This is a genomic window from Ferrovibrio sp. (genome assembly GCF_002796975.1).
GTDB lineage: Bacteria > Pseudomonadota > Alphaproteobacteria > Ferrovibrionales > Ferrovibrionaceae > Ferrovibrio.
Genome location: NZ_PEKV01000017.1, coordinates 1 through 18,552, shown reverse-complemented (window position 1 = coordinate 18,552; position 18,552 = coordinate 1). Strand labels below are relative to the sequence as shown.

Annotated in this window: 22 protein-coding genes and 1 tRNA gene; 5 read left to right on the top strand and 18 right to left on the bottom strand. The window is 62.1% G+C overall.

Annotated elements, in window-relative coordinates:
- Positions 1–3: 3 nt before the first annotated feature.
- Positions 4–888: an alpha/beta fold hydrolase gene (locus tag CTR53_RS18170; RefSeq protein ID WP_367159001.1), complete on the bottom strand. Its 885-nt coding sequence runs from the start codon at positions 886–888 to the stop codon at positions 4–6.
- Between the two features lie 139 nt (positions 889–1,027).
- On the opposite strand from CTR53_RS18170, the gene CTR53_RS18165 reads away from it, so the two are divergent.
- Together CTR53_RS18165 and CTR53_RS18160 are read left to right on the top strand one after the other, a co-directional pair.
- Complete coding sequence (locus tag CTR53_RS18165; protein WP_290816827.1) at positions 1,028–1,786, top strand: glucose 1-dehydrogenase; 759 nt, start codon at positions 1,028–1,030, stop codon at positions 1,784–1,786.
- Complete coding sequence (locus tag CTR53_RS18160; protein WP_290816824.1) at positions 1,777–2,373, top strand: hypothetical protein; 597 nt, start codon at positions 1,777–1,779, stop codon at positions 2,371–2,373. The genes CTR53_RS18165 and CTR53_RS18160 overlap by 10 nt, the downstream gene beginning before the upstream one ends.
- Here the strand turns inward: CTR53_RS18160 and CTR53_RS18155 are convergent.
- The 5 genes from CTR53_RS18155 to CTR53_RS18135 form a co-directional block, all read right to left on the bottom strand.
- Positions 2,370–2,918: a hypothetical protein gene (locus CTR53_RS18155; protein ID WP_290816821.1), complete on the bottom strand. Its 549-nt coding sequence runs from the start codon at positions 2,916–2,918 to the stop codon at positions 2,370–2,372. The genes CTR53_RS18160 and CTR53_RS18155 overlap by 4 nt on opposite strands.
- Positions 2,918–3,118 (bottom strand): hypothetical protein, encoded by a 201-nt coding sequence (locus CTR53_RS18150; protein WP_290816818.1) that lies wholly within the window; start codon positions 3,116–3,118, stop codon positions 2,918–2,920. The genes CTR53_RS18155 and CTR53_RS18150 overlap by 1 nt, the downstream gene beginning before the upstream one ends.
- Positions 3,119–3,210: 92 nt before the next feature.
- Complete coding sequence (locus tag CTR53_RS18145) at positions 3,211–3,546, bottom strand: hypothetical protein (protein WP_290816815.1); 336 nt, start codon at positions 3,544–3,546, stop codon at positions 3,211–3,213.
- Between the two features lie 26 nt (positions 3,547–3,572).
- Positions 3,573–4,217: a hypothetical protein gene (locus tag CTR53_RS18140; protein WP_290816812.1), complete on the bottom strand. Its 645-nt coding sequence runs from the start codon at positions 4,215–4,217 to the stop codon at positions 3,573–3,575.
- 148 nt (positions 4,218–4,365) lie between these two features.
- On the bottom strand, positions 4,366–4,554 hold the full coding sequence (locus CTR53_RS18135; RefSeq protein ID WP_290816809.1) for a hypothetical protein: 189 nt from the start codon (positions 4,552–4,554) through the stop codon (positions 4,366–4,368).
- A gap of 299 nt (positions 4,555–4,853) precedes the next feature.
- Here CTR53_RS18135 and CTR53_RS18130 point away from each other — a divergent pair.
- From CTR53_RS18130 to CTR53_RS18120, 3 genes are all read left to right on the top strand, one after another.
- Positions 4,854–4,929, top strand: a tRNA-Lys gene (locus CTR53_RS18130).
- A 79-nt stretch (positions 4,930–5,008) separates the two neighbouring features.
- Positions 5,009–5,500, top strand: coding sequence for a PAS domain-containing protein (locus tag CTR53_RS18125; RefSeq protein WP_290816805.1), 492 nt, complete (start codon positions 5,009–5,011; stop codon positions 5,498–5,500).
- A gap of 2 nt (positions 5,501–5,502) precedes the next feature.
- Positions 5,503–5,799 carry a hypothetical protein gene (locus tag CTR53_RS18120; protein ID WP_290816803.1) on the top strand — a complete coding sequence of 99 codons (297 nt, stop codon included), beginning with the start codon at positions 5,503–5,505 and terminating at the stop codon, positions 5,797–5,799.
- A 114-nt stretch (positions 5,800–5,913) separates the two neighbouring features.
- Here the strand turns inward: CTR53_RS18120 and tgt are convergent, their stop codons facing one another.
- The 12 genes from tgt to trkA all read right to left on the bottom strand — a co-directional run.
- Complete coding sequence (tgt, locus tag CTR53_RS18115) at positions 5,914–7,038, bottom strand: tRNA guanosine(34) transglycosylase Tgt (protein ID WP_290816800.1); 1,125 nt, start codon at positions 7,036–7,038, stop codon at positions 5,914–5,916.
- Positions 7,035–8,084 carry a tRNA preQ1(34) S-adenosylmethionine ribosyltransferase-isomerase QueA gene (gene queA, locus CTR53_RS18110; RefSeq protein ID WP_290816797.1) on the bottom strand — a complete coding sequence of 350 codons (1,050 nt, stop codon included), beginning with the start codon at positions 8,082–8,084 and terminating at the stop codon, positions 7,035–7,037. Before queA ends, tgt begins: the two co-directional genes overlap by 4 nt.
- Positions 8,085–8,111: 27 nt before the next feature.
- Complete coding sequence (locus CTR53_RS18105; RefSeq protein ID WP_290816793.1) at positions 8,112–8,591, bottom strand: peptidylprolyl isomerase; 480 nt, start codon at positions 8,589–8,591, stop codon at positions 8,112–8,114.
- A gap of 10 nt (positions 8,592–8,601) precedes the next feature.
- Positions 8,602–9,147, bottom strand: a complete 546-nt coding sequence (locus CTR53_RS18100) for a peptidylprolyl isomerase (RefSeq protein WP_290816790.1) — start codon at positions 9,145–9,147, stop codon at positions 8,602–8,604.
- Positions 9,144–9,659, bottom strand: a complete 516-nt coding sequence (gene coaD / locus CTR53_RS18095) for a pantetheine-phosphate adenylyltransferase (protein WP_290816787.1) — start codon at positions 9,657–9,659, stop codon at positions 9,144–9,146. Before coaD ends, CTR53_RS18100 begins: the two co-directional genes overlap by 4 nt.
- A 30-nt stretch (positions 9,660–9,689) precedes the next feature.
- Positions 9,690–12,425, bottom strand: a complete 2,736-nt coding sequence (gyrA, locus tag CTR53_RS18090; protein WP_290816784.1) for a DNA gyrase subunit A — start codon at positions 12,423–12,425, stop codon at positions 9,690–9,692.
- Positions 12,426–12,697: 272 nt separating this feature from the next.
- Positions 12,698–13,522, bottom strand: coding sequence for an inositol monophosphatase family protein (locus CTR53_RS18085; protein WP_290816782.1), 825 nt, complete (start codon positions 13,520–13,522; stop codon positions 12,698–12,700).
- A gap of 7 nt (positions 13,523–13,529) precedes the next feature.
- On the bottom strand, positions 13,530–14,354 hold the full coding sequence (locus tag CTR53_RS18080) for an inositol monophosphatase (protein WP_290816781.1): 825 nt from the start codon (positions 14,352–14,354) through the stop codon (positions 13,530–13,532).
- Between the two features lie 13 nt (positions 14,355–14,367).
- A complete protein-coding gene (hflX, locus tag CTR53_RS18075) occupies positions 14,368–15,696 on the bottom strand; it encodes a GTPase HflX (protein WP_290816778.1) in 1,329 nt (442 codons plus the stop codon).
- Positions 15,697–15,758: 62 nt separating this feature from the next.
- Positions 15,759–16,028, bottom strand: a complete 270-nt coding sequence (gene hfq / locus CTR53_RS18070) for an RNA chaperone Hfq (RefSeq protein WP_144069494.1) — start codon at positions 16,026–16,028, stop codon at positions 15,759–15,761.
- A 242-nt stretch (positions 16,029–16,270) separates the two neighbouring features.
- Positions 16,271–17,158 carry a D-amino-acid transaminase gene (locus CTR53_RS18065; protein ID WP_290816775.1) on the bottom strand — a complete coding sequence of 296 codons (888 nt, stop codon included), beginning with the start codon at positions 17,156–17,158 and terminating at the stop codon, positions 16,271–16,273.
- Positions 17,159–17,187: 29 nt separating this feature from the next.
- Positions 17,188–18,552 (bottom strand): Trk system potassium transporter TrkA (trkA, locus tag CTR53_RS18060; protein ID WP_290816773.1); only part of this gene is annotated, 1,365 nt, incomplete at its 5' end.

The following is an 18,552-nucleotide window of genomic DNA, read 5'->3' as shown; positions in this document are numbered from 1 at the left end:
AGATCAGGCCTTCAGGAACTTGATCAGCGCCGCATAAGTCTCGTCTGGCGCTTCCTCAGGCAGGAAATGCCCGCTGTTGACGGCATGGCCGTCGAGCGGTCCGTTCACCCGGTCGCGCCAGGCGCCCAGCACGTCATAGGCCTTGGCCATCAGCCCCTTGCTGCCCCACAGCACCAGCATCGGGCAGGTCACGCGCTTGCCAGCGTCGCGGTCGGCGCGGTCATGCACCAGGTCGATGCCGGCGGCGGCACGGTAGTCCTCGCAGGAGGCGTGGATGGTCTCGGGTTTGCTGAAGCAGCGCAGGTACTCCGCCATGGCGTCTTCGTCGAATTTGAAACTCGCGCCCGACCAGTGGCCGGTCTTCTTGCGCAGGTAAAATTCCGGGTCGGAGCCAATCATCTTCTCGGGGAACGGTTCGGGCTGGATCAGCCAGAACCAGTGGTAATAACCGGTCGCCACCTGCTGATCGATATTCTCGTAAAGATGCAGGGTCGGCACGATATCCATCAGCGCAACCTTCTTCACACGCGCCTGATGATCCAGCGTCAGGCGATGCGAGACGCGGGCACCGCGGTCATGGCCGGCAAGACAAAACTGGTCGAAACCGAGAGCGGCCATCGCTTTGACCATATCAGCAGCCATGGCGCGGAAGGAATATGGGGCATGGTCGGGCGTGGTGGCCGGCTTGCCGCTGTCGCCATAGCCGCGCAGATCGGCGCAGACCACGGTGAAGTCTTCCGCCAGTTTCGGCGCGATCCGGTGCCACATCGCATGGGTTTGCGGGTAGCCGTGCAGCAGCAGCAGCGCCGGCCCCTTGCCGCCGATCCGCAGGTTGATCTCGGCGCCTTCGCCGGCCACACGCTTTAGCTCGAAACCCGGAAACAGCACGCCGCGCCTCCCTATCCCTGACTGCATCGGAAGCAGTCTAGCAGGGGAATCAGGCGCTTGCATGCCCCGGCCGGCAGGCTAGAGTGATTGGCACGGCTTTTTTAGGGAAGGCCCCTGTATTTTTGGGAGGAATTGGTTCATGCGTCTGTCTGGCAAGGTTGCGATCGTAACGGGTGGCGGTTCGGGTTTCGGCGAAGGCATCGCCAAGCGCTTCGCAGCCGAGGGCGCATCCGTGGTGATCGGCGACCTGAATCTCGCTGCTGCGGAAAGAGTCGCCGGCGAAATCAACAAGGCCGGGCAGAAGGCACTGCCGGTTGCCGCCGATGTCAGCCAGAACGGGCAGATGAAGACCCTGGTGGAAAAGGCCGTCGAAGCCTTCGGCGGGCTGGACATCATGGTGAACAATGCCGGCATGCCACAGCGCAATGCCTCGCTGCTGAACACCGACGAAGCCACCTTCGACAAGCTGTTCGCCGTCAACGTGAAGAGCATCTACCTCTCAGCCCAGCATGCCATCCCCGAAATGCGCAAGCGCGGCGGCGGCTGCTTCATCAACATCGCGTCCACGGCCGGCGTGCGGCCCCGCCCTGGTCTGGTCTGGTATAACGGCTCGAAGGGCGCGGTGATCACGCTGACCCGGGCAATGGCAGTGGAACTGGCGCCCGAGCAGATCCGCGTCAATGCGCTGAACCCGGTCGCCGGCCTGACGCCGATGCTGAAGGAATTCATGGGCGGTGAAGAAACCCCGGAGATGAAGGCGAAATTCGTCAGCACTATTCCGATCGGCCGCTTTTCGACGCCGACCGATATCGCCAATGCCGCGCTCTACCTCGCCTCGGATGAGGCGAACTTTATCACTGGCGTCTGCATGGAGGTCGATGGCGGTCGATGCATCTGAAGCCCCTTCTCGTTCTTGGCGCGGCGCTGCTGATCGCCGCGCCGGTCGTTGCCCAGCAGCCGGTGACGCCCCAGCAGCCAATGGCACCAACACCGTCACAGGCCGATCCGCGCGCCCAGCAGCCGCAGAGCCAGCCGATCGTGCCCCCTGCCCAGCAGCCCGCGGCTCCGCAGCCTGGGGCACAACAGTCTGGGACTCAACAGCCCGGTGCGCAGCCGCAGGCAGAGCAGAAGGACGGGAAGAAGCCGGCCCCGGCGCCTGCGCCCAAGCGTAACAGTCAGGGCGGCACCACGCGCAGCATGACTTTCGATGTCCCGCCGCTGGTACCAATCTCGGAAATCCCGCGCGGCAAGGCGGTGACGATCCAGGGCACCGTGCTGTCCCCGCAGGCCACAACCTTCGTGCTGAATGACGGCAATTCAAGCCAGGTGATCGTGATCGGTCCGGCCTGGCGCGACCTGACCAAGGTGAAGGCCGGCGACCGCGTGCGCGCAATCGGCCAGATGGATCCTTATGGCGCGTCGGTCTTCCGCGCCGGCAGCCTGTTGCTCGAAAACAACCGCATCGTCGTGGTGCCAGCGAACTAGGGCTGCTCAGACCTCGGCACTTCGCCGGGAGAGCGGCGTGGGCAGGTGCGGTACAGCATTTTCACCTGTCCCACCTCGACCGTGCGGACATGCTTCATATAGTCCCGCCAGGTCTTGAAGCTTTCGACCAGGTCGCGCAGGACAACACATTCGGCCGGCGCAAAATCGACCAGCTGGCGTGACGCCACGGTTTCATTGGCATCGCGCTGCGCGGCATTCGGATCGTCGGGCCAGTTGCGCTGAAAAGCCTTGGCGCGAACCTCGACCGCCTGCTTCATTTCTTCCGCATTGGTGTTGTCAAACGCCGCCCAGACATTGATGAGGTCGCGGTCATGGCCACGACGGGCGCAGGCACGTGCGTGGTCGCGGATCACCATGCCGGCGCGCACGATGGCAACCGCTTCGATCTCCGGTGCGTTGAAGCATTTGGTAGAACTTTTTGGCCGGCTGCCCGAGCCAAGGCCGCTTTGCGCCACTACGTCGGCCGACAACAGCAGGGCCAGCCCTGCCGCCACAACGGCATGCCAGCGGATCTGACCCGGCATCAGCGCTTGCGTGCGACGGCGGCGACGAAGGTGGCGGCTGCGTCGGCAGCGACATCCACCTGATTGGAGGCAATATTCGGACTCTGGTCGAGCGCCTGCTGCACCGCCTGCGCCTCCTGCGGCGGCAGACGTTTCAGGATTTCGGCGGTGCGTTCGGGCCCTGCCACGCGCAGGAAAGCCACCAGCTTGTCCCGGCTCATCTTCAACTCCAGAGAGACAGCCAACCTCGGCCGTATTGTAGCGCAGTCCGGCTGCAATACCAGATGGCGGTTAATGCCGAGTTAGCCCCGCTTCAGCCCTTGGATTTCGGGGCCGCCTTCATCATCGCCAGATACATCGGCATCACCACATTGGTGAACCGGTTCTGGCCGTACTGCAGTTCGTCCATCGCCGCCTTGACCATGGTCACCGTCGGATAATAGGGCACGATCACATAGCCATGCTTGCGCAGCTCGGCGATCACATTGGCGGCCTGCTTGGTGTAGTTTTCAAAAAAATAGCTTTTGTCGGCATCCTTGATCGCCTCGGCGATCACTTCCTGGGCGGCAATCGGCTTGATCGCCTGCGGCTTCCAGTTAAAGCCGTCCGGCGGTCCGTTCGGATTGTTGCGATCGTCGGAATCAGCCATGACCAGGCCTCACTAGAACTGGGGCCTCAATCGGCCGTCAGGCGCACGCCGCCTGGCCATTCGCGGCCGGTATTCTTCAGGTCCGGCGATTTCACCGCGGGTTCGCGCTTGCCGTCGAGCTGGCGTACCGCATCCGCCACCTTGTGTTCCATCGCCACTTCCGATGGCTGGCGCAGGCGCATCTTCAGATAGGCTTCGCGGAAGGCTTCGGCCACGCGGCGCTCCAGCACGCTGCCCGGCCCGCTGATGCGACGCCGCACGATAATATTCAGCGCGTCGATATTCAGGCCGATAATGGCATGCAGGCGATGGCTCGGGTTGGTCAGGCCATCGCAGAGATTTTTCAAAGAATCGGCATAGAGCGTGACCAGCGGATAACCGAACAGGCTGCCCTGCCCCTTCAGCTCCAGCGCCAGGTCGCGGATCCATTCGTAATAGCGCGCGCGGCCGATCGAATTGAACGACGCCGAACCCCAGGCTTCCTTTAAGGTCACCAGTGTCTCGCGCGCCGCACCTTCGAATTCAGCCTGGCTCTTCACAATCACCTTCTCGATCTTGCCACGCAATTCGGCGCTCAGCCGCACGTCCTGGCCGCGGGCGTAATTCACCGCTTTGCGTTTCAAATCACCCCGGTTCGCAATCAGCCGACCGGCAGTGTGAGGATCGAACATCGCCTTCTCTCGACCTGTCTCCCGGCCGAAATTGGCCGAATCGGAGGGTCTACCGTGAAATCATCACGGCAGGCTAACTGCTTAGCAACAGGGAAAGCGCGGCGAGACCTGGTGAACCGGGCGCGACTCCGGCGGGGGAATCGGCGACTCAGGCGTCGCGCCTGATCACGCGCAGGCGGTGGTTGCAGATGTCGATCTTGTCCGCCATGCGGGCACGCCAAGTCTTGTCGGCTTCCTGCTCAGTCGGGAACGGGCCGTAGCGTTCCTCGGTTCCGGCAATCGGCGCCGGGTCCGCAAGATCCTTAAAAATCCCGCCTTCAACGTAGAAATTCGTCATGATCCTCATCCTCCGGGCTGTACGGGCCGGACCGGGAGATTATCCCGCAACTGCGAAGAATTTTGTAGCCCCTCAAAGGTTGTATCTTGGTAACCGCCGCTACGGGTTCCGCCGAAAACGCGGCGCATCGGCGCCTGTGACCCCTCCGGACAGAGTCGCCACCGATTGCGGCTCAGAACCGAGCTAAGTGCTTCATTCAACAGATAATCCGGCTGGTTGACGGGGACCGGCCGACGACCTATGGTCGCGGCGCTTTTCCGGCCCAGGTCGCCTTCGGGGGCTGCCGGAAAGGGCCTCGTGAGCCCGTAGCTCAGCTGGTAGAGCAAGCGACTTTTAATCGAGAGGTCCCGGGTTCGAATCCCGGCGGGCTCACCAACCTCTCCTATCGTAGAACGAATTGCCCCGGTACCCGATTGCCCTGCAGTATATGCTGCAGCAAACCGGAGGAGATGCCGTGAACCGGCAGATCGTCGAAAGCAGGTTCCGCCTCGATCCCGAGTTACGGTTCCAGCGTCCAGAACTCCGCCTGCTTGTCGCGCTGTGGGACGAAAAGCGCGCCGGCCGTATCGCGCCTGACCGCGCGGATTTCTCGCCCTTCGTGCTGCGCCCCTACCTGCCGCGCGTCCTGATCTACGAAATCGTGCAGGAGAACGACAGGCGCCGCTTCCGCATCCGTCTGTATGGCACGCTGGTGAGCCAGTATTCCGGGCGCGATCCCACCGGCAAATTCGTCGACGAAATCATGAGCGAGCAGGCCTATACCGACTTCAACAACGGTCTGTCCTGGGCGACGGAGAATGCGAAACCGCTCCGCGCCGCTGGCAGTTACTATTTCGTCGATCGCAGCTTCGTGCAGTTTGAATCGGTCACCCTGCCGCTGACCATCGGACAGCGTGGCCAGATCGAACAGTTGATCAACATCACCTATTACGACGACGAGGATTGAAAATGGCCGACGACAAGGCGCGCTTTGACACCGATGCCCAACTCACCCGCGCGCTGCGTCGCTGGGAAGGCGAAGGTGGCGCCATGGAAGATCATCATTTCGCGGTCTCGGAGACCAACATCCTGAAATGCCTCGGTGCGGCGGTGGTGCTGACCTGGAACGACCTGCCGCAGACGCTGCAGCGCGAGCTGTTCCTGCAAGCGCTGAAGGTGAATGACTCCTACGATCCTGCGACGCTGAAAACCCAGATCGGTCGCTTCCTGCACCTGCACAAGGACGACGACGCGTTCAGCGTTTAGGACTAGCGACTATCACCAATGATAAATGATCCGGAAGGCCAGATGCGCCAGGCCATAGGCGATGGCGGCGAAGAATGCCGCGATGCCAAAAACCTTCAAATGGCGCAATAGCATCTACAGGGGGTCGATGTCGCCGCTCGCCTCGCCGGCATGGAAGTCGGCGGCGAAAGCGTTGAGCCGGCCTTCGGCGATGGCGGCGCGCATGCCCTGCATCACGTCCTGATAATAGGTCAGGTTATGCGCGGTCATCAGCATCGAACCGAGGATTTCATCCGAACGCACCAGATGATGCACATAGGCGCGGCTGTAACTGCGGCAGGCCGGGCAGCGGCAATGTTCATCGATGGGGCGCGGGTCTTCCGCATGGCGGGCATTGCGGATGTTGATGGTGCCGCGCCGGGTGAAAGCCTGCCCGTTGCGGCCCGAGCGCGTCGGCATCACGCAGTCGAACATATCGATGCCGCGCTGCACCGCGCCAACCAGATCGGAGGGCTTGCCGACGCCCATCAGATAGCGCGGGCGGTCCTGCGGCAGATGCGGCATGGTGACGTCCAGGGTGGCGAACATCTCGGCTTGCGTCTCGCCCACCGCCAGGCCGCCGACGGCATAGCCATCGAAGCCGGTTCTGATCAGGCCTTTCGCAGACTCCTCGCGTAAGCCGCCATTGGTGCCGCCCTGCACGATGCCGAACAGGCCGTAGCCGTCGCGCTGCTGAAACGCTGCTTTGCAGCGCTCGGCCCAACGCAGGGAGAGCTGCATCGCTTCCGAGACGCGCTTGTCGTCGGCCGGCAGCTTGACGCATTCATCCAGCTGCATGGTGATCGTGGCATCGAGCAGATGCTGGATTTCGATGGAGCGCTCCGGTGTCAGGTCGTATTTCGCGCCGTCGATATGCGACTGGAAGCTGACGCCCTGTTCGGTGACCTTGTTGAGTTGCGACAGCGACATCACCTGGAATCCGCCGGAATCAGTCAGGATCGGCCCGGGCCAATTCATGAACGTGTGCAGCCCGCCGAGCTTGGCAACGCGCTCGGCGCTCGGTCGCAACATCAGGTGATAAGTGTTGCCGAGGATGATCTGCGCGCCGGTCTCCCGCACGCCTTCCGGCGTCATCGCCTTCACGGTCGCGGCCGTACCCACGGGCATGAAGGCCGGCGTGTCGATCGCGCCATGCGCGGTTTCAAGCCGGCCCCTGCGGGCGGCGCCATCGGTGGCAGAAACGGTGAACTTCAGCGTCATCTCGGGCTGGCCTGTCTGAACAGCAGGCTTGTATCGCCGTAGGAGTAGAAACGGAAGCCTTTCTGCACCGCATGGGCATAGATCGCCCGCTGGCCTTCCAACCCGACGAAGGCTGCCACCAGCATCAGCAGCGTGGATTTCGGCAGGTGGAAATTGGTCATCAGGCCGTCGGCCACCCCAAAGCGGAAGCCCGGGGTGATAAAGATATCGGTGTCGCCCCGGAAGGGTTTCAAGCCGCCATCTCTGGCGGCGCTTTCCAGCAGGCGCAGCGACGTCGTGCCGATGGCAATCACCCGACCGCCTTTTGCCTTCGCGGCTCGGATCGCGGCAACTGTCTCCTCCGTCACCTCCCCCCATTCGGCATGCATCTTGTGATCTTCGATGCGATCCACCTTGACCGGCAGGAAGGTGCCTGCGCCGACATGCAGCGTGACGCGGGCAAATCCGATACCGCGCGCTTTCAGCGTCTCGATCAGCGCCGGGGTGAAATGCAGCCCGGCAGTCGGCGCGGCAATCGCACCGGTCTTTTCGGCGAATACCGTCTGGTAGTCGATCTTGTCCTGCGCGTCGGCTTTGCGCTGCGCCACGATATAAGGTGGCAGCGGCATGGCACCGGCATCTTCCAATGCCGTCAAAAGCTCTCCATCAGCACGGTCGAAGCGCAGCACGATCTGATCGTCTTCACGGCCGATGGCCTCAGCGACGATGCCATCGTCGAACAGCACGCGGTCGCCGGATTTCAGCCGTTTGGCCGGCCTGGCCATCGCGGTCCAGCGCTGCTCACCGATGGGCTTGAGCAGCAGGGCTTCCACCCGGACTTCCGGATCACGCTCGCGACGACCGTAGAGCCGCGCGGGAATGACTTTCGTGTCGTTGAAGACCAGCAGGTCATTCGGCCGCAGCAGATCCGGCAGATCGGCCACGGTAAACTCACGCCGATCGATGCTGCCGACATGCAGTAGCAGACGTGCCGCTTCACGCGGCACGGCCGGCCGCTCGGCGATCAGCGCCGGCGGAAGTTCGAAGTCGAAATCGGAAACCAGCATTGATCTAGCCCCAATGAGGGCTGACAGTCACTCGACGTCGGCAGCGACGCGCATCGTGATGATCTTGTCCGGGTCTTTCACTTCGCCATTTCCACCAGCGCCGCGCTTGATCTTGTCGACATGCTCCATGCCATCGGTGACCTGACCCCAGACGGTATACTGCTTGTCCAGAAAGCGGGCATCGGCGAAGCAGATGAAGAACTGACTGTCGGCGCTGTGCGGGCTGCTGGCGCGGGCCATCGAACAGGTGCCGCGCACATGAGGTTCGTCGTTGAATTCAGCCTTCAGATTCTCGCCGGAACCGCCGGTGCCATTCCCTTTCGGATCGCCGGTCTGCGCCATGAAACCCTCGATCACACGATGGAATTTCAGGCCGTCGTAGAAATTCTGCCGCACCAGTTCCTTGATGCGCTCGACATGCTTCGGGGCCAGATCGGGCCGCAGCGCGATAGTGACACGACCGTCTTTGAGTTCGAGATACAAGGTGTTTTCGAGATCGGCGCTCATATTGAACCTCTTACTTCACATCCGCAGCAACGCGCATGCGGACAATCTTGTCGGGATCGGCGACGGCGCCACTGCCCGGCGCACCCTTTTTAATATTATCGACGAATTCCATGCCGCTCACCACCCGGCCCCAGACGGTATACTGGCCGTTCAGATGCGGTGCCTCGTCGAAGCAGATGAAGAATTGGCTGTCGGCGCTGTTCGGGTCGCTGGTGCGGGCCATCGACACGGTGCCGCGACGATGCGGCTCGCGGCTGAACTCGGCACGCAACTTCTGGCCCGAGCCACCACCGCCGGTGCCGGTCGGATCGCCGACCTGGGCCATGAAGCCGCGGATCACGCGATGAAAGACCGAACCGTCGTAGAAACCTTTGCGGGTCAGCTCCTTGATACGCTTCACATGGTTGGGCGCCAGATCGGGCCGCATGGCGATCACCACGCGGCCATCGCGCAGTTCCATGATCAGAGTATTCTCAGGATCGGTCTGCTGCGCTTTCGCAGCAAGCGGCGCAAAGGCAGCGAACAGAGCAAGCGTCAGAAAACTACGCCGGATCATTCTTCGCTCTTCCGATTTTGCAGGGCGACGCGCACCCGTTCCGCCACGCGCGGCGAGACGAAGGGATTGATGTCGCCGTTCAGGGTGGCGATTTCCTTCACGAGGCGCGAGGCGATGAACTGGTGATTGTCAGACGCCATCAGGAAGACGGTCTCGATCTCGGAATTCAGCCGGGCATTCATGCCGACCATCTGGAACTCATACTCAAAGTCCGACACCGCGCGCAGGCCGCGGATGATCATGACCGCGCCCAGATCCATGGCGAAATGCATCAGCAGGTTGGAAAACGGCTTCACCTCGAACTCGGTGGCGCCGGGCATCAGCGGGCCGATCTCTTCGCGCACCATCTCGACGCGTTCTTCCATCGAGAAAAGCGGTCCCTTGCCGACATTGACGGCAACGCCAACCACCAGCTTGTCGACCAGCTTGGCGGCGCGCTTGATGATGTCATAGTGACCCTTGGTCACCGGATCGAAAGTCCCCGGGTATAGTCCGATCCGCTGCTTGGTCATCCGCTCCCCCACAGAATCACTACAGACTGATTATTCCGGCGTGTCGCCGGCAGTCTCGCCTGCCACGTCGCCGTCGTCAGTCACTTCGCCGGCTTCGTTCGGGCCACTTTCCGGCAAATGCGCCACCGACGCAACCTTCTCGCCGTCACCCAGCTTGAAGATGATGACGCCCTGCGTATTGCGGCCGGCGATGCGAATATCATGCACCGGGCAGCGGATCACCTGGCCGCCATCCGTCACCAGCATGATCTGGTCATCGTCTTCCACCGGGAAGGCAGCGCCGACATTACCGTTCTTCTGCGTCGTCTCGATGTTGATGATGCCTGAGCCGCCGCGGCTGGTGATGCGGTACTCGTAGGCTGAGCTGCGTTTGCCGTAGCCCTTTTCGGTCACGGTGAGAATGAACTGCTGGGCCGCCTGCAGTTCGGTGAAGCGCTGCACCGAAATATCTTCAGGCAGGGTCACACCGCTCTCGCCGTTGCGGATACGCTCATGGGCATCTTCGTACTTGAAGAAGGCCTCGCGCTCTTCCGGCGTCACCTCGATATGGCGCAGCACCGACATGGAAATGACACGATCGCCGTCAGCGAGTTTCATGCCGCGCACGCCGGTCGACGACCGGCTCTGGAAGGTGCGGACATCGGCGACCGGGAAGCGCACACACTTGCCTTCATAGGAGGCCAGCAGGATGTCGTCGCTCTCGGTGCAGGGCAGCACGCCGACCAGGCTGTCGTCTGCGTCCTCGCCCTCGAATTTCATCGCGATCTTGCCGTTGGCATTGATCGAGACGAAATCGCTCAGGTCGTTGCGGCGAACATAGCCCTTGGCGGTGGCGAACATGACATGCAGCTCGCTCCACTTGGTTTCATCCTCGGGCAGCGGCAGGACTTCGGTGATCTTCTCGCCCGCCGCCAGCGGCAGCAGGTTCACGAAGGCCTTGCCGCGCGACTGCGGCGTGCCTTCCGGCAGGCGGTAGACCTTCATCTTGTAGACACGGCCGATATTGGAGAAGAACAGCACCGGTGTATGGGTGCTGGCCACCAGCACGCCAGTGACGAAATCCTCGTCCTTGGTGCTCATGCCAGTGCGGCCCTTGCCGCCACGCTTCTGCAGGCGATAGGTCGAGAGCGGCGTACGCTTCACATAACCGCCGAAGCTGACGGTCACGACCATGTCTTCGCGCTGGATCAGATCCTCGTCGTCCTGCTCGAACTCGATCTCGGCGATCTGGGTGCGACGCGGTACAGCAAAGCGTTCGCGCATTGAGACCAGCTCGCCGCGCAGGATACCCATCAGTTTGACGCGGCTGCCCAGCACCGAGAGATATTCGTTGATCTCCTCGGCGAGTTTCTTCATCTCGTCGCCGATCTCGTCGCGGCCCAGTGCGGTCAGGCGCTGCAGACGCAGGTCGAGAATGGCGCGGGCCTGAGTTTCCGACAGCTTGTATTTACCATCGATCACCTTGTGGCTCAGATCGTCGATCAGACCGATCATGTCAGCCACGTCATGGGCAGGCCATTCGCGAGTCATCAACTGATCGCGCGCGGTCTGCGGATCCGGCGCGGCGCGGATGGTCTTGATCACCTCATCGATATTCGCCACCGCAATCGCCAGGCCGACCAAAACATGGGCACGGTCGCGCGCCTTGCCGAGCAGGAAGCGCGTGCGGCGCAGGATCACTTCCTCACGGAAGTTCACGAAAGCGCCGATCAGCTGCTTGATATTCAGCAGTTCCGGCTTGCCGCCGTTCAGCGCCAGCATGTTCACGCCGAAGCTGCTCTGCAGCGGCGTGAAGCGGTAAAGCTGGTTCAGCACCACATCGGCCATCGCATCGCGCTTGATTTCGACCACCACGCGCACGCCGTCACGATCTGACTCGTCGCGCAGATCGGAAATGCCCTCGATCTTCTTGGCGCGCACCAGTTCGGCCATCTTCTCGATCATCGAGGCCTTGTTCACCTGATACGGGATCTCGGTGATGATGATGGCTTCGCGGTCCTTGCGGATCTCCTCGAAATGCACCTTGCCGCGCACGATCACCGAGCCGCGCCCGGTCCACATCGCCGACTTCGCGCCGGCCCGGCCCAGAATAATACCGCCGGTGGGGAAGTCGGGTGCCGGGAGTATCTCCAACAGTTGTTCCAGCGTCACTTCATTATTGTCGACATAGGCGCAGCAGGCGTCGATCACCTCACCCATGTTGTGCGGTGGAATATTGGTCGCCATGCCAACGGCGATGCCGTTGGCGCCGTTGACCAGAAGATTGGGATACTGCGCCGGCAGCACGCTGGGTTCCTGCGTGCTGTCGTCGTAGTTCGGCTGGAAATCGATGGTGTCCTTGTCGATATCCGTCAGCAACGCCTCGGCGGCGCGCTCCAGGCGGATTTCGGTGTAACGCATCGCCGCGGCCTTATCGCCGTCCATCGAGCCGAAATTGCCCTGGCCATCCAGCAGGAGCTGACTCATCGAGAAGGGCTGCGCCATGCGCACCATGGCATCGTAAATCGACTGGTCGCCGTGCGGGTGATACTTACCCATCACGTCACCGACTACGCGGGCCGACTTGCGATAGGCCTTGTCAGCGGTATAGCCGTTCTCATGCATCGAATAGAGGATGCGGCGATGCACCGGCTTCAGACCGTCGCGCGCATCGGGCAAGGCACGCGACACGATCACGCTCATGGCGTAACCGAGATACGAACGCTGCATCTCCTGTTCGATGGAGATCGGCTGAATATCGTGCGGAGGCTTCGGCTGTTCGGTCACGAAACGGCGTCCAAAAAATGTAGTGAATTTGGGGTCTGAAATCGGGCGACTCAGGCCACCCGAATGGGCCCGGATTCGGCCCTGGAATCAGGTCGCAGAAACTACCATGCCGAGGGTATGGCAGCAACGTTTCGAACCCGGCCAATAAGGCCCAAAGCGGAGGTTAAAATTCTATATATTTCAGATATTTATGCGAACTTCGCCTGGACGCTGCGGCCGGGGGCTACCGTCCGGTACGCGGGTGCGGTTTTTTGCCCCGAAATCGCACCGAATCAGGGATCGAAAATCTCGCGTTTCAGCCAGTCCCACTGCTCCTCGCCGCAGGCCAGAAGCAGAGGCGCAGTGTTTAGCGGATCGGCGGCACAATAGGACCGCCCATCCAGCCTTTTCGCAACACCGCCGGCTTCAGTGATCAGTAGGCTGCCCGGGGCGAAATCCCATGGGTGACGCCCGCTGTATATTCCATAATGCAGTTGTCCTTGGGCAAGAGACAGATATTCAAGTCCAAGACACCGAAGACACATAAGGCCCGCCGTCCGGTCCAGCCGGTGCGCTAGGCGACTGACCAACGACCGGTTGCTCATGCGGAGATTTGCCGCGCCCGAAAGATGGGCAAGCGACGGAGGCTTCGTCATTTGCAGACGCATGCCGTAGCCCCGCTCGCTCATAAGCCAGGCCCCTTCCCCTTTCGATGCCGTCACAAGAGTTTCACCGGGGACATCCAGTATCCAGGATGCGACGGCATCGCCATCAAGAATCAATGCAATCATGGATGCAAAAAACGGCCAGCCCGCAGCAAAATTCGATGTCCCTGAAATAGGATCGATCAGCCAACGCAGGCCCGGCTGACGCAACTGGTCCAGCAGCGCAGGATTGCGTCCGACCGCCTCCTCGCCGACGGTGCGCGATCCGGGCAGCAGCGCTTCCAGCCGTGGCGTCAGAAAGGCTTCGGCCTCTTCGTCGGCAACGGTGACCAGATCAGCCTGGGATTTCTCGCGCACGTCATGCGCCTCCAGGCGGCGGAAGCGCGGCATGATGATCTCGCGCCCTGCCTGGATCAGCAGGTCGCCGACGGCGGTGATATCCACTGACGTCATGGCCTGATCAGGCGTCGAAGATGTCTTTCTTCAGCCAGTTCCACTGCTCTTCGCCGCAAGCTGCGACCAGCGGGCTGCCCCAGGGCTTGTCGGCAGCGCGATAGAGGCTGCCATCCAGCCGCTTGGCGATACCGCCGGCCTCGGTCAGCAGCAGGCAGCCAGCCGTATGGTCCCAGGGCATGGCGCGGTTATAGACCGCATAGTGGAAATGACCATCCAGCATGGCGAGATATTCCTGGCCGGCGCAGCGCAGGATCATCACGCCGGCGGTCTTGTCCATGCGATACGCAATCCGCGCGGCGAAATCGCGGTCGCCGTAGCGCAGGTTGGGCGCGCCCGAGACATGCGCCAGCGACGGCGGGTTCGGCGTCTTCAGCTTGCGCATATCGCCGTCGGCCTCGCGCATGAAGGCGCCGGAACCCTTCTCGGTCATCGCCGTGATATTGCGGATCGGATCGTGGATCCAGCTGGCCACGGCATCGCCATCTTTCACCAGCGCCACCATCACGGCGAACAGCGCGCTGCCGACGGCGAAATTGGCGGTGCCGTCGATCGGGTCGATCAGCCACGCATAGCCGGGGCGGCGCAGCGCATCCATGATGCTTTCATCGGCACTGCTGGCTTCCTCGCCCACCACGGTGGACCCCGGCACCAGATCGCGCAGACGCGGCGTCAGAAACTCTTCCGAGGCCTTGTCGGCGACAGTGACCACATCATGCGGACCGGCCTTCTGGTCGATCTGCTTGCTTTCCAGCTTACGGAAATGCGGCAGGATGGTGGTGCGCGCCGCCCCTTCGATCAGCAGCCGCACGGCGTCCATATCGACTTTCATACTTGTCCCTTCTTCATATACGACCCGTTTCCTGGCGCTTGAGCCACTTGCCCGCTTCCGCCTGCGACAGCGCCACGGAAAGTTTCAGGCTGCCGCCTTCTTCCTTCATGTCCAGCACTTCGCCATGACGATGCAGCCATGCAATCGCGGCGCCATCGCCGGCATCGAGCGTGACATCTATCTCGACCCGGTCCGTATCCAGCATGCCGTCGATACGTTCCAGCAGCGTGTCGCAGCCGTAGCCGTTCAGCGCCGAGATCAGCACGGCGGTGTCCTGGCGGTCAGCCTGGTTCTGCAGCGCTTCACGCTCTTCCGGTGGCAACTGGTCGGCCTTGTTCCAGGCCTCCATGCGCCGATGCTCGCTGTCTTCCTTGACGCCGAGCGAGGCCAGCACATCGGCTACGTCGGCGGCCTGCGCTTCGGTGTCGGGATGCGACAGGTCGCGCACATGCAGGATCAGGTCGGCCGAGATCACCTCTTCCAGCGTGGCACGGAAGGCAGCGACCAGATGCGTGGGAAGTTCGGAGATGAAACCGACTGTATCACTGAGAATGATGTTGCGGCCCGACGGCAGGCGCAAGGTGCGCATGGTGGGATCAAGCGTGGCGAACAGCAGATCCTTCGCCATTACATCGGCCTGAGTCAGCCGGTTGAACAGCGTCGACTTGCCGGCGTTGGTGTAACCCACCAGCGCCACCACCGGATACGGCACCTTCTGCCGCGCACGGCGATGCAGCGAACGGGTGTTCACCACCTGCGCCAGGTCTTCCTTGATGCGGATGATGCGGTCGCCGATCAGGCGGCGATCCATTTCCAGCTGGCTTTCGCCCGGGCCGCCGAGAAAGCCGAAGCCGCCGCGCTGACGTTCAAGGTGGGTCCAGGACCGCACAAGGCGCGAGCGCTGGTAATTCAGATGCGCGAGTTCGACCTGCAGCCGGCCTTCCTTGGTGCGTGCGCGCGCGCCGAAGATTTCCAGGATCAGACCGGTGCGGTCAATCACCTTGGCCTTCAGGCTCTTTTCCAGATTGCGCTGCTGTACCGGCGTAACAGCGGCATCCACCACCACCACGTCCACCGGGTTCTCGGCGATCCAGGCGGCAAGTTCTTCCAATTTGCCCGGACCGATCAGAGTGCCCGGGCGCCAGGTGGAAACCGGCACCACATCAGCGCGTACGGCCTGCAGGTCGATAGCGGCGGCCAGACCCACAGCTTCGGCCAGCCGCGCCTCGGGCCGGCGGCGCAGATCGGCTGCCTTCGCCTTGGCCTGGGCAGATTTCAGGGACGGATGCAGGACGAGCGCCTTGCGGGGGCGCTCGTCTTCCAGAGTGTCGTAATCAGACATCAGCCAAACTTACACGATGCTCCGCTGGTGGGCACCGTTCAGGGGATACAAACCCGCGCGGATCAGCCCTGTTCCCCGGCAGCGGGCTTCTCGCCGGCGGCGGCCGGGTCGAAGAGCTGGATCGGGCCGGACGGCATGACCGTCGAAATGGCATGCTTGTAGACCAGCTGCATGTGGCCGTCGCGGCGCAGCAGCACCGAGAAATTGTCGAACCAGCTGATGATGCCCTGCAGCTTCACGCCGTTGACCAGGAAGACGGTCACCGGGGTCTTGGTCTTGCGGATGTGATTGAGGAAGACGTCCTGGACGTTCTGAGGCTTGTCGGCGGCCATAGTTTAGACCTTTCGTTTCTTATGTTGTTGTAGTTCTTTTGTTTTTTCAGCTTCTGCCGACTACGTCCCCGGGATTTTTCCTTCGAAAACGCGGCCATCAGTACTGCGGGGGCGGCGGCCGCTGCCCCACGCCCATGAATTAAACCATTAATTTCTGAAAGTGGCAAAACAATGGCGTGCAGTGCGGCATCAGACCACGCCTGCCGCTGTCTCACGCCGAAGTGACGGTGGTGTGACGACCGTTACGGCCCGAGGAAGGGCGCCTGCCAGTCGGTGCTATGGGTCGCGGCATGTGCCTCATACAGGCTGCGCAACTTCGCGACCACCACGCCCGGACCGCCATTGCCGATCAGTTTGCCGTCCAGCGACACCACGGGAATGACGAAGGACGTGGCCGAGGAGACGAAGGCCTCTTTCGCTGCCTGTGCCTCGGCAACGCTGAAGGGCCGGAATTCGACTTTCAGCCCTTCCTGCTTCGCCAGTTCCAGCACGGCGGAACGCGTGATACCGCTGAGGATTTCATGCGTCGGCTTGCGGGTGACCAGCACATTGTCCTTGGTCACGATCCAGGCATTCGAGGAACTGCCTTCGGTGACGAAGCCCTCGTCATCGACCAGCCAGGCTTCATAGGCGCCGGCTTCTTTCGCGGCCTGCTTTGCCAATGCGGCAGGCAGCAAGCCGACCGTCTTGATATCGCAGCGGCCCCAGCGAATATCGGGATGCGTGATCGCGGCCACGCCCTTGGCGGCATTGGCGGCGCCTTTCGCCCAATCGAGATGCCGCGCGATGGCGACGAAAGTGGGGGCGGTATCGGTGGGGAACGGGAATTCGCGCCTGGCCTCACCGCGTGTGATCTGCAGATAGACGCTGCCGTTACGCACACGATTGCGCCGCACGGTTTCGGCCAGCACGACGCTGAGCGCGGCGCGCGACATCGGACGGTCGATCCGCAACTCATCCAGGCTGCGCTCCAGCCGCACCAAATGGCCTTCGAGATCGACGAAGCCGCCGTCCTTCACCGCCACGACTTCATAGACGCCGTCGGCGAACTGGAAACCGCGGTCTTCCACATGTACCCCGGCCTGGGCATAGGGCACATACTGACCGTTGACATAAGCGATACGCGACATCGGAAAGGCCTCGGCTTTTTGCTTTTATCTCAGAAGAATTCCAGGCGGACAGCGAACAATTTTTCCACCTTCTTCACGGCGTCGCGGCGGGCAAACAGGATGACGCGGTCGCCAGCCTCGATCTCACTGTCGCCACGCGCGATCTCGACCGTATCGCCACGCAGGATGGCACCGATCTTCAGACCATCGGGGAGATCGAGTTCCGACAGCGGCTTGCCGACCAACGCGCTGGTCTGCTGGGCCTCAGCCTCGATGGCCTCGGCGGCGCCATCGTACAGCGAATGCACCGCACGGATGCGACCGCGGCGCACATGCTGCAGGATCGACGACACCGTGGTGGAGCGTGGATTGACCACGACATCGATGCCGAGCGAGCCGATCAGCGTGTCATAGGCCGGATTGTTGACCAGCGTGATGGCGCGCTGAGCGCCAGCCTGCTTGGCCAGCAGCGACGTGAGGATATTCACCTCGTCGTCGTTGGTCATGGCTATGATGGTTTCGGCGGCACCGACCTTGGCTTCCTGCTGAATGTCCTGGTCCAGTGTGTCGCCATGCAGCACCACCGCATTCTTCAGAGTGCTGGCGATATGCTCCGCACGTTCGCGGTTCGCCTCGATGATCTTGAGCAGCACCGAAGGCTGACTTTCCTGGATCTCGCGCGCCAGGAACAGGCCGATATTACCGCCGCCCGCCAGTACGATACGACGCGCCTCGCGTTCCTCATGGCCAAAGATGCGCATGGCGCGTTGCAGGTGCTCCGACAGCACGCAGACATAGATTTCATCGTCGGCTTCCAGATGATCATCGGCATCTGGCACCAGCATCGCGCCCTGGCGGATGATGCCGCAGATATTCAGCGCCAGGTCCGGGAACAGGCCAGTCAACTGACGCAGCGGCGTGTTCAGCACCGGGCAGTCTTCCTCCAGCCGGACGCCAACCAGGCGCAGCCGATCACCCGCAAAAGGGATCATGTCGAAGGCGCCCGGCGTCAGGATGCGGCGATGAATGGCGCGCGCCACCTCGATCTCGGGCGAGATGATAAAATCTATCGAAATATGCTTTTCGTTGAACAGGTCCGACCATTCCGGCCGCAGATAGCCTTGCGCACGGATGCGGGCGATCTTGGTCGGCACATTGAACAGCGCATGCGCCACTTCACAGGCCACCATGTTCACTTCATCGGCGAAGGTGACCGCGATCAGCATGTCGGCATCGGAGGCGCCGGCTTGTTCCAGCACATCGGGATGTGAGGCATGGCCAACGATGGCGCGCAGGTCGTAGCTTTCCGCTGCCTTGTTGGCGCGTTCGGCCGAGACGTCAATCATCGTCACTTCGTTGCCTTCGGCGGCAAGCTGGCGCGCGATGGTGGACCCGACCAGGCCGGCGCCGCAGAC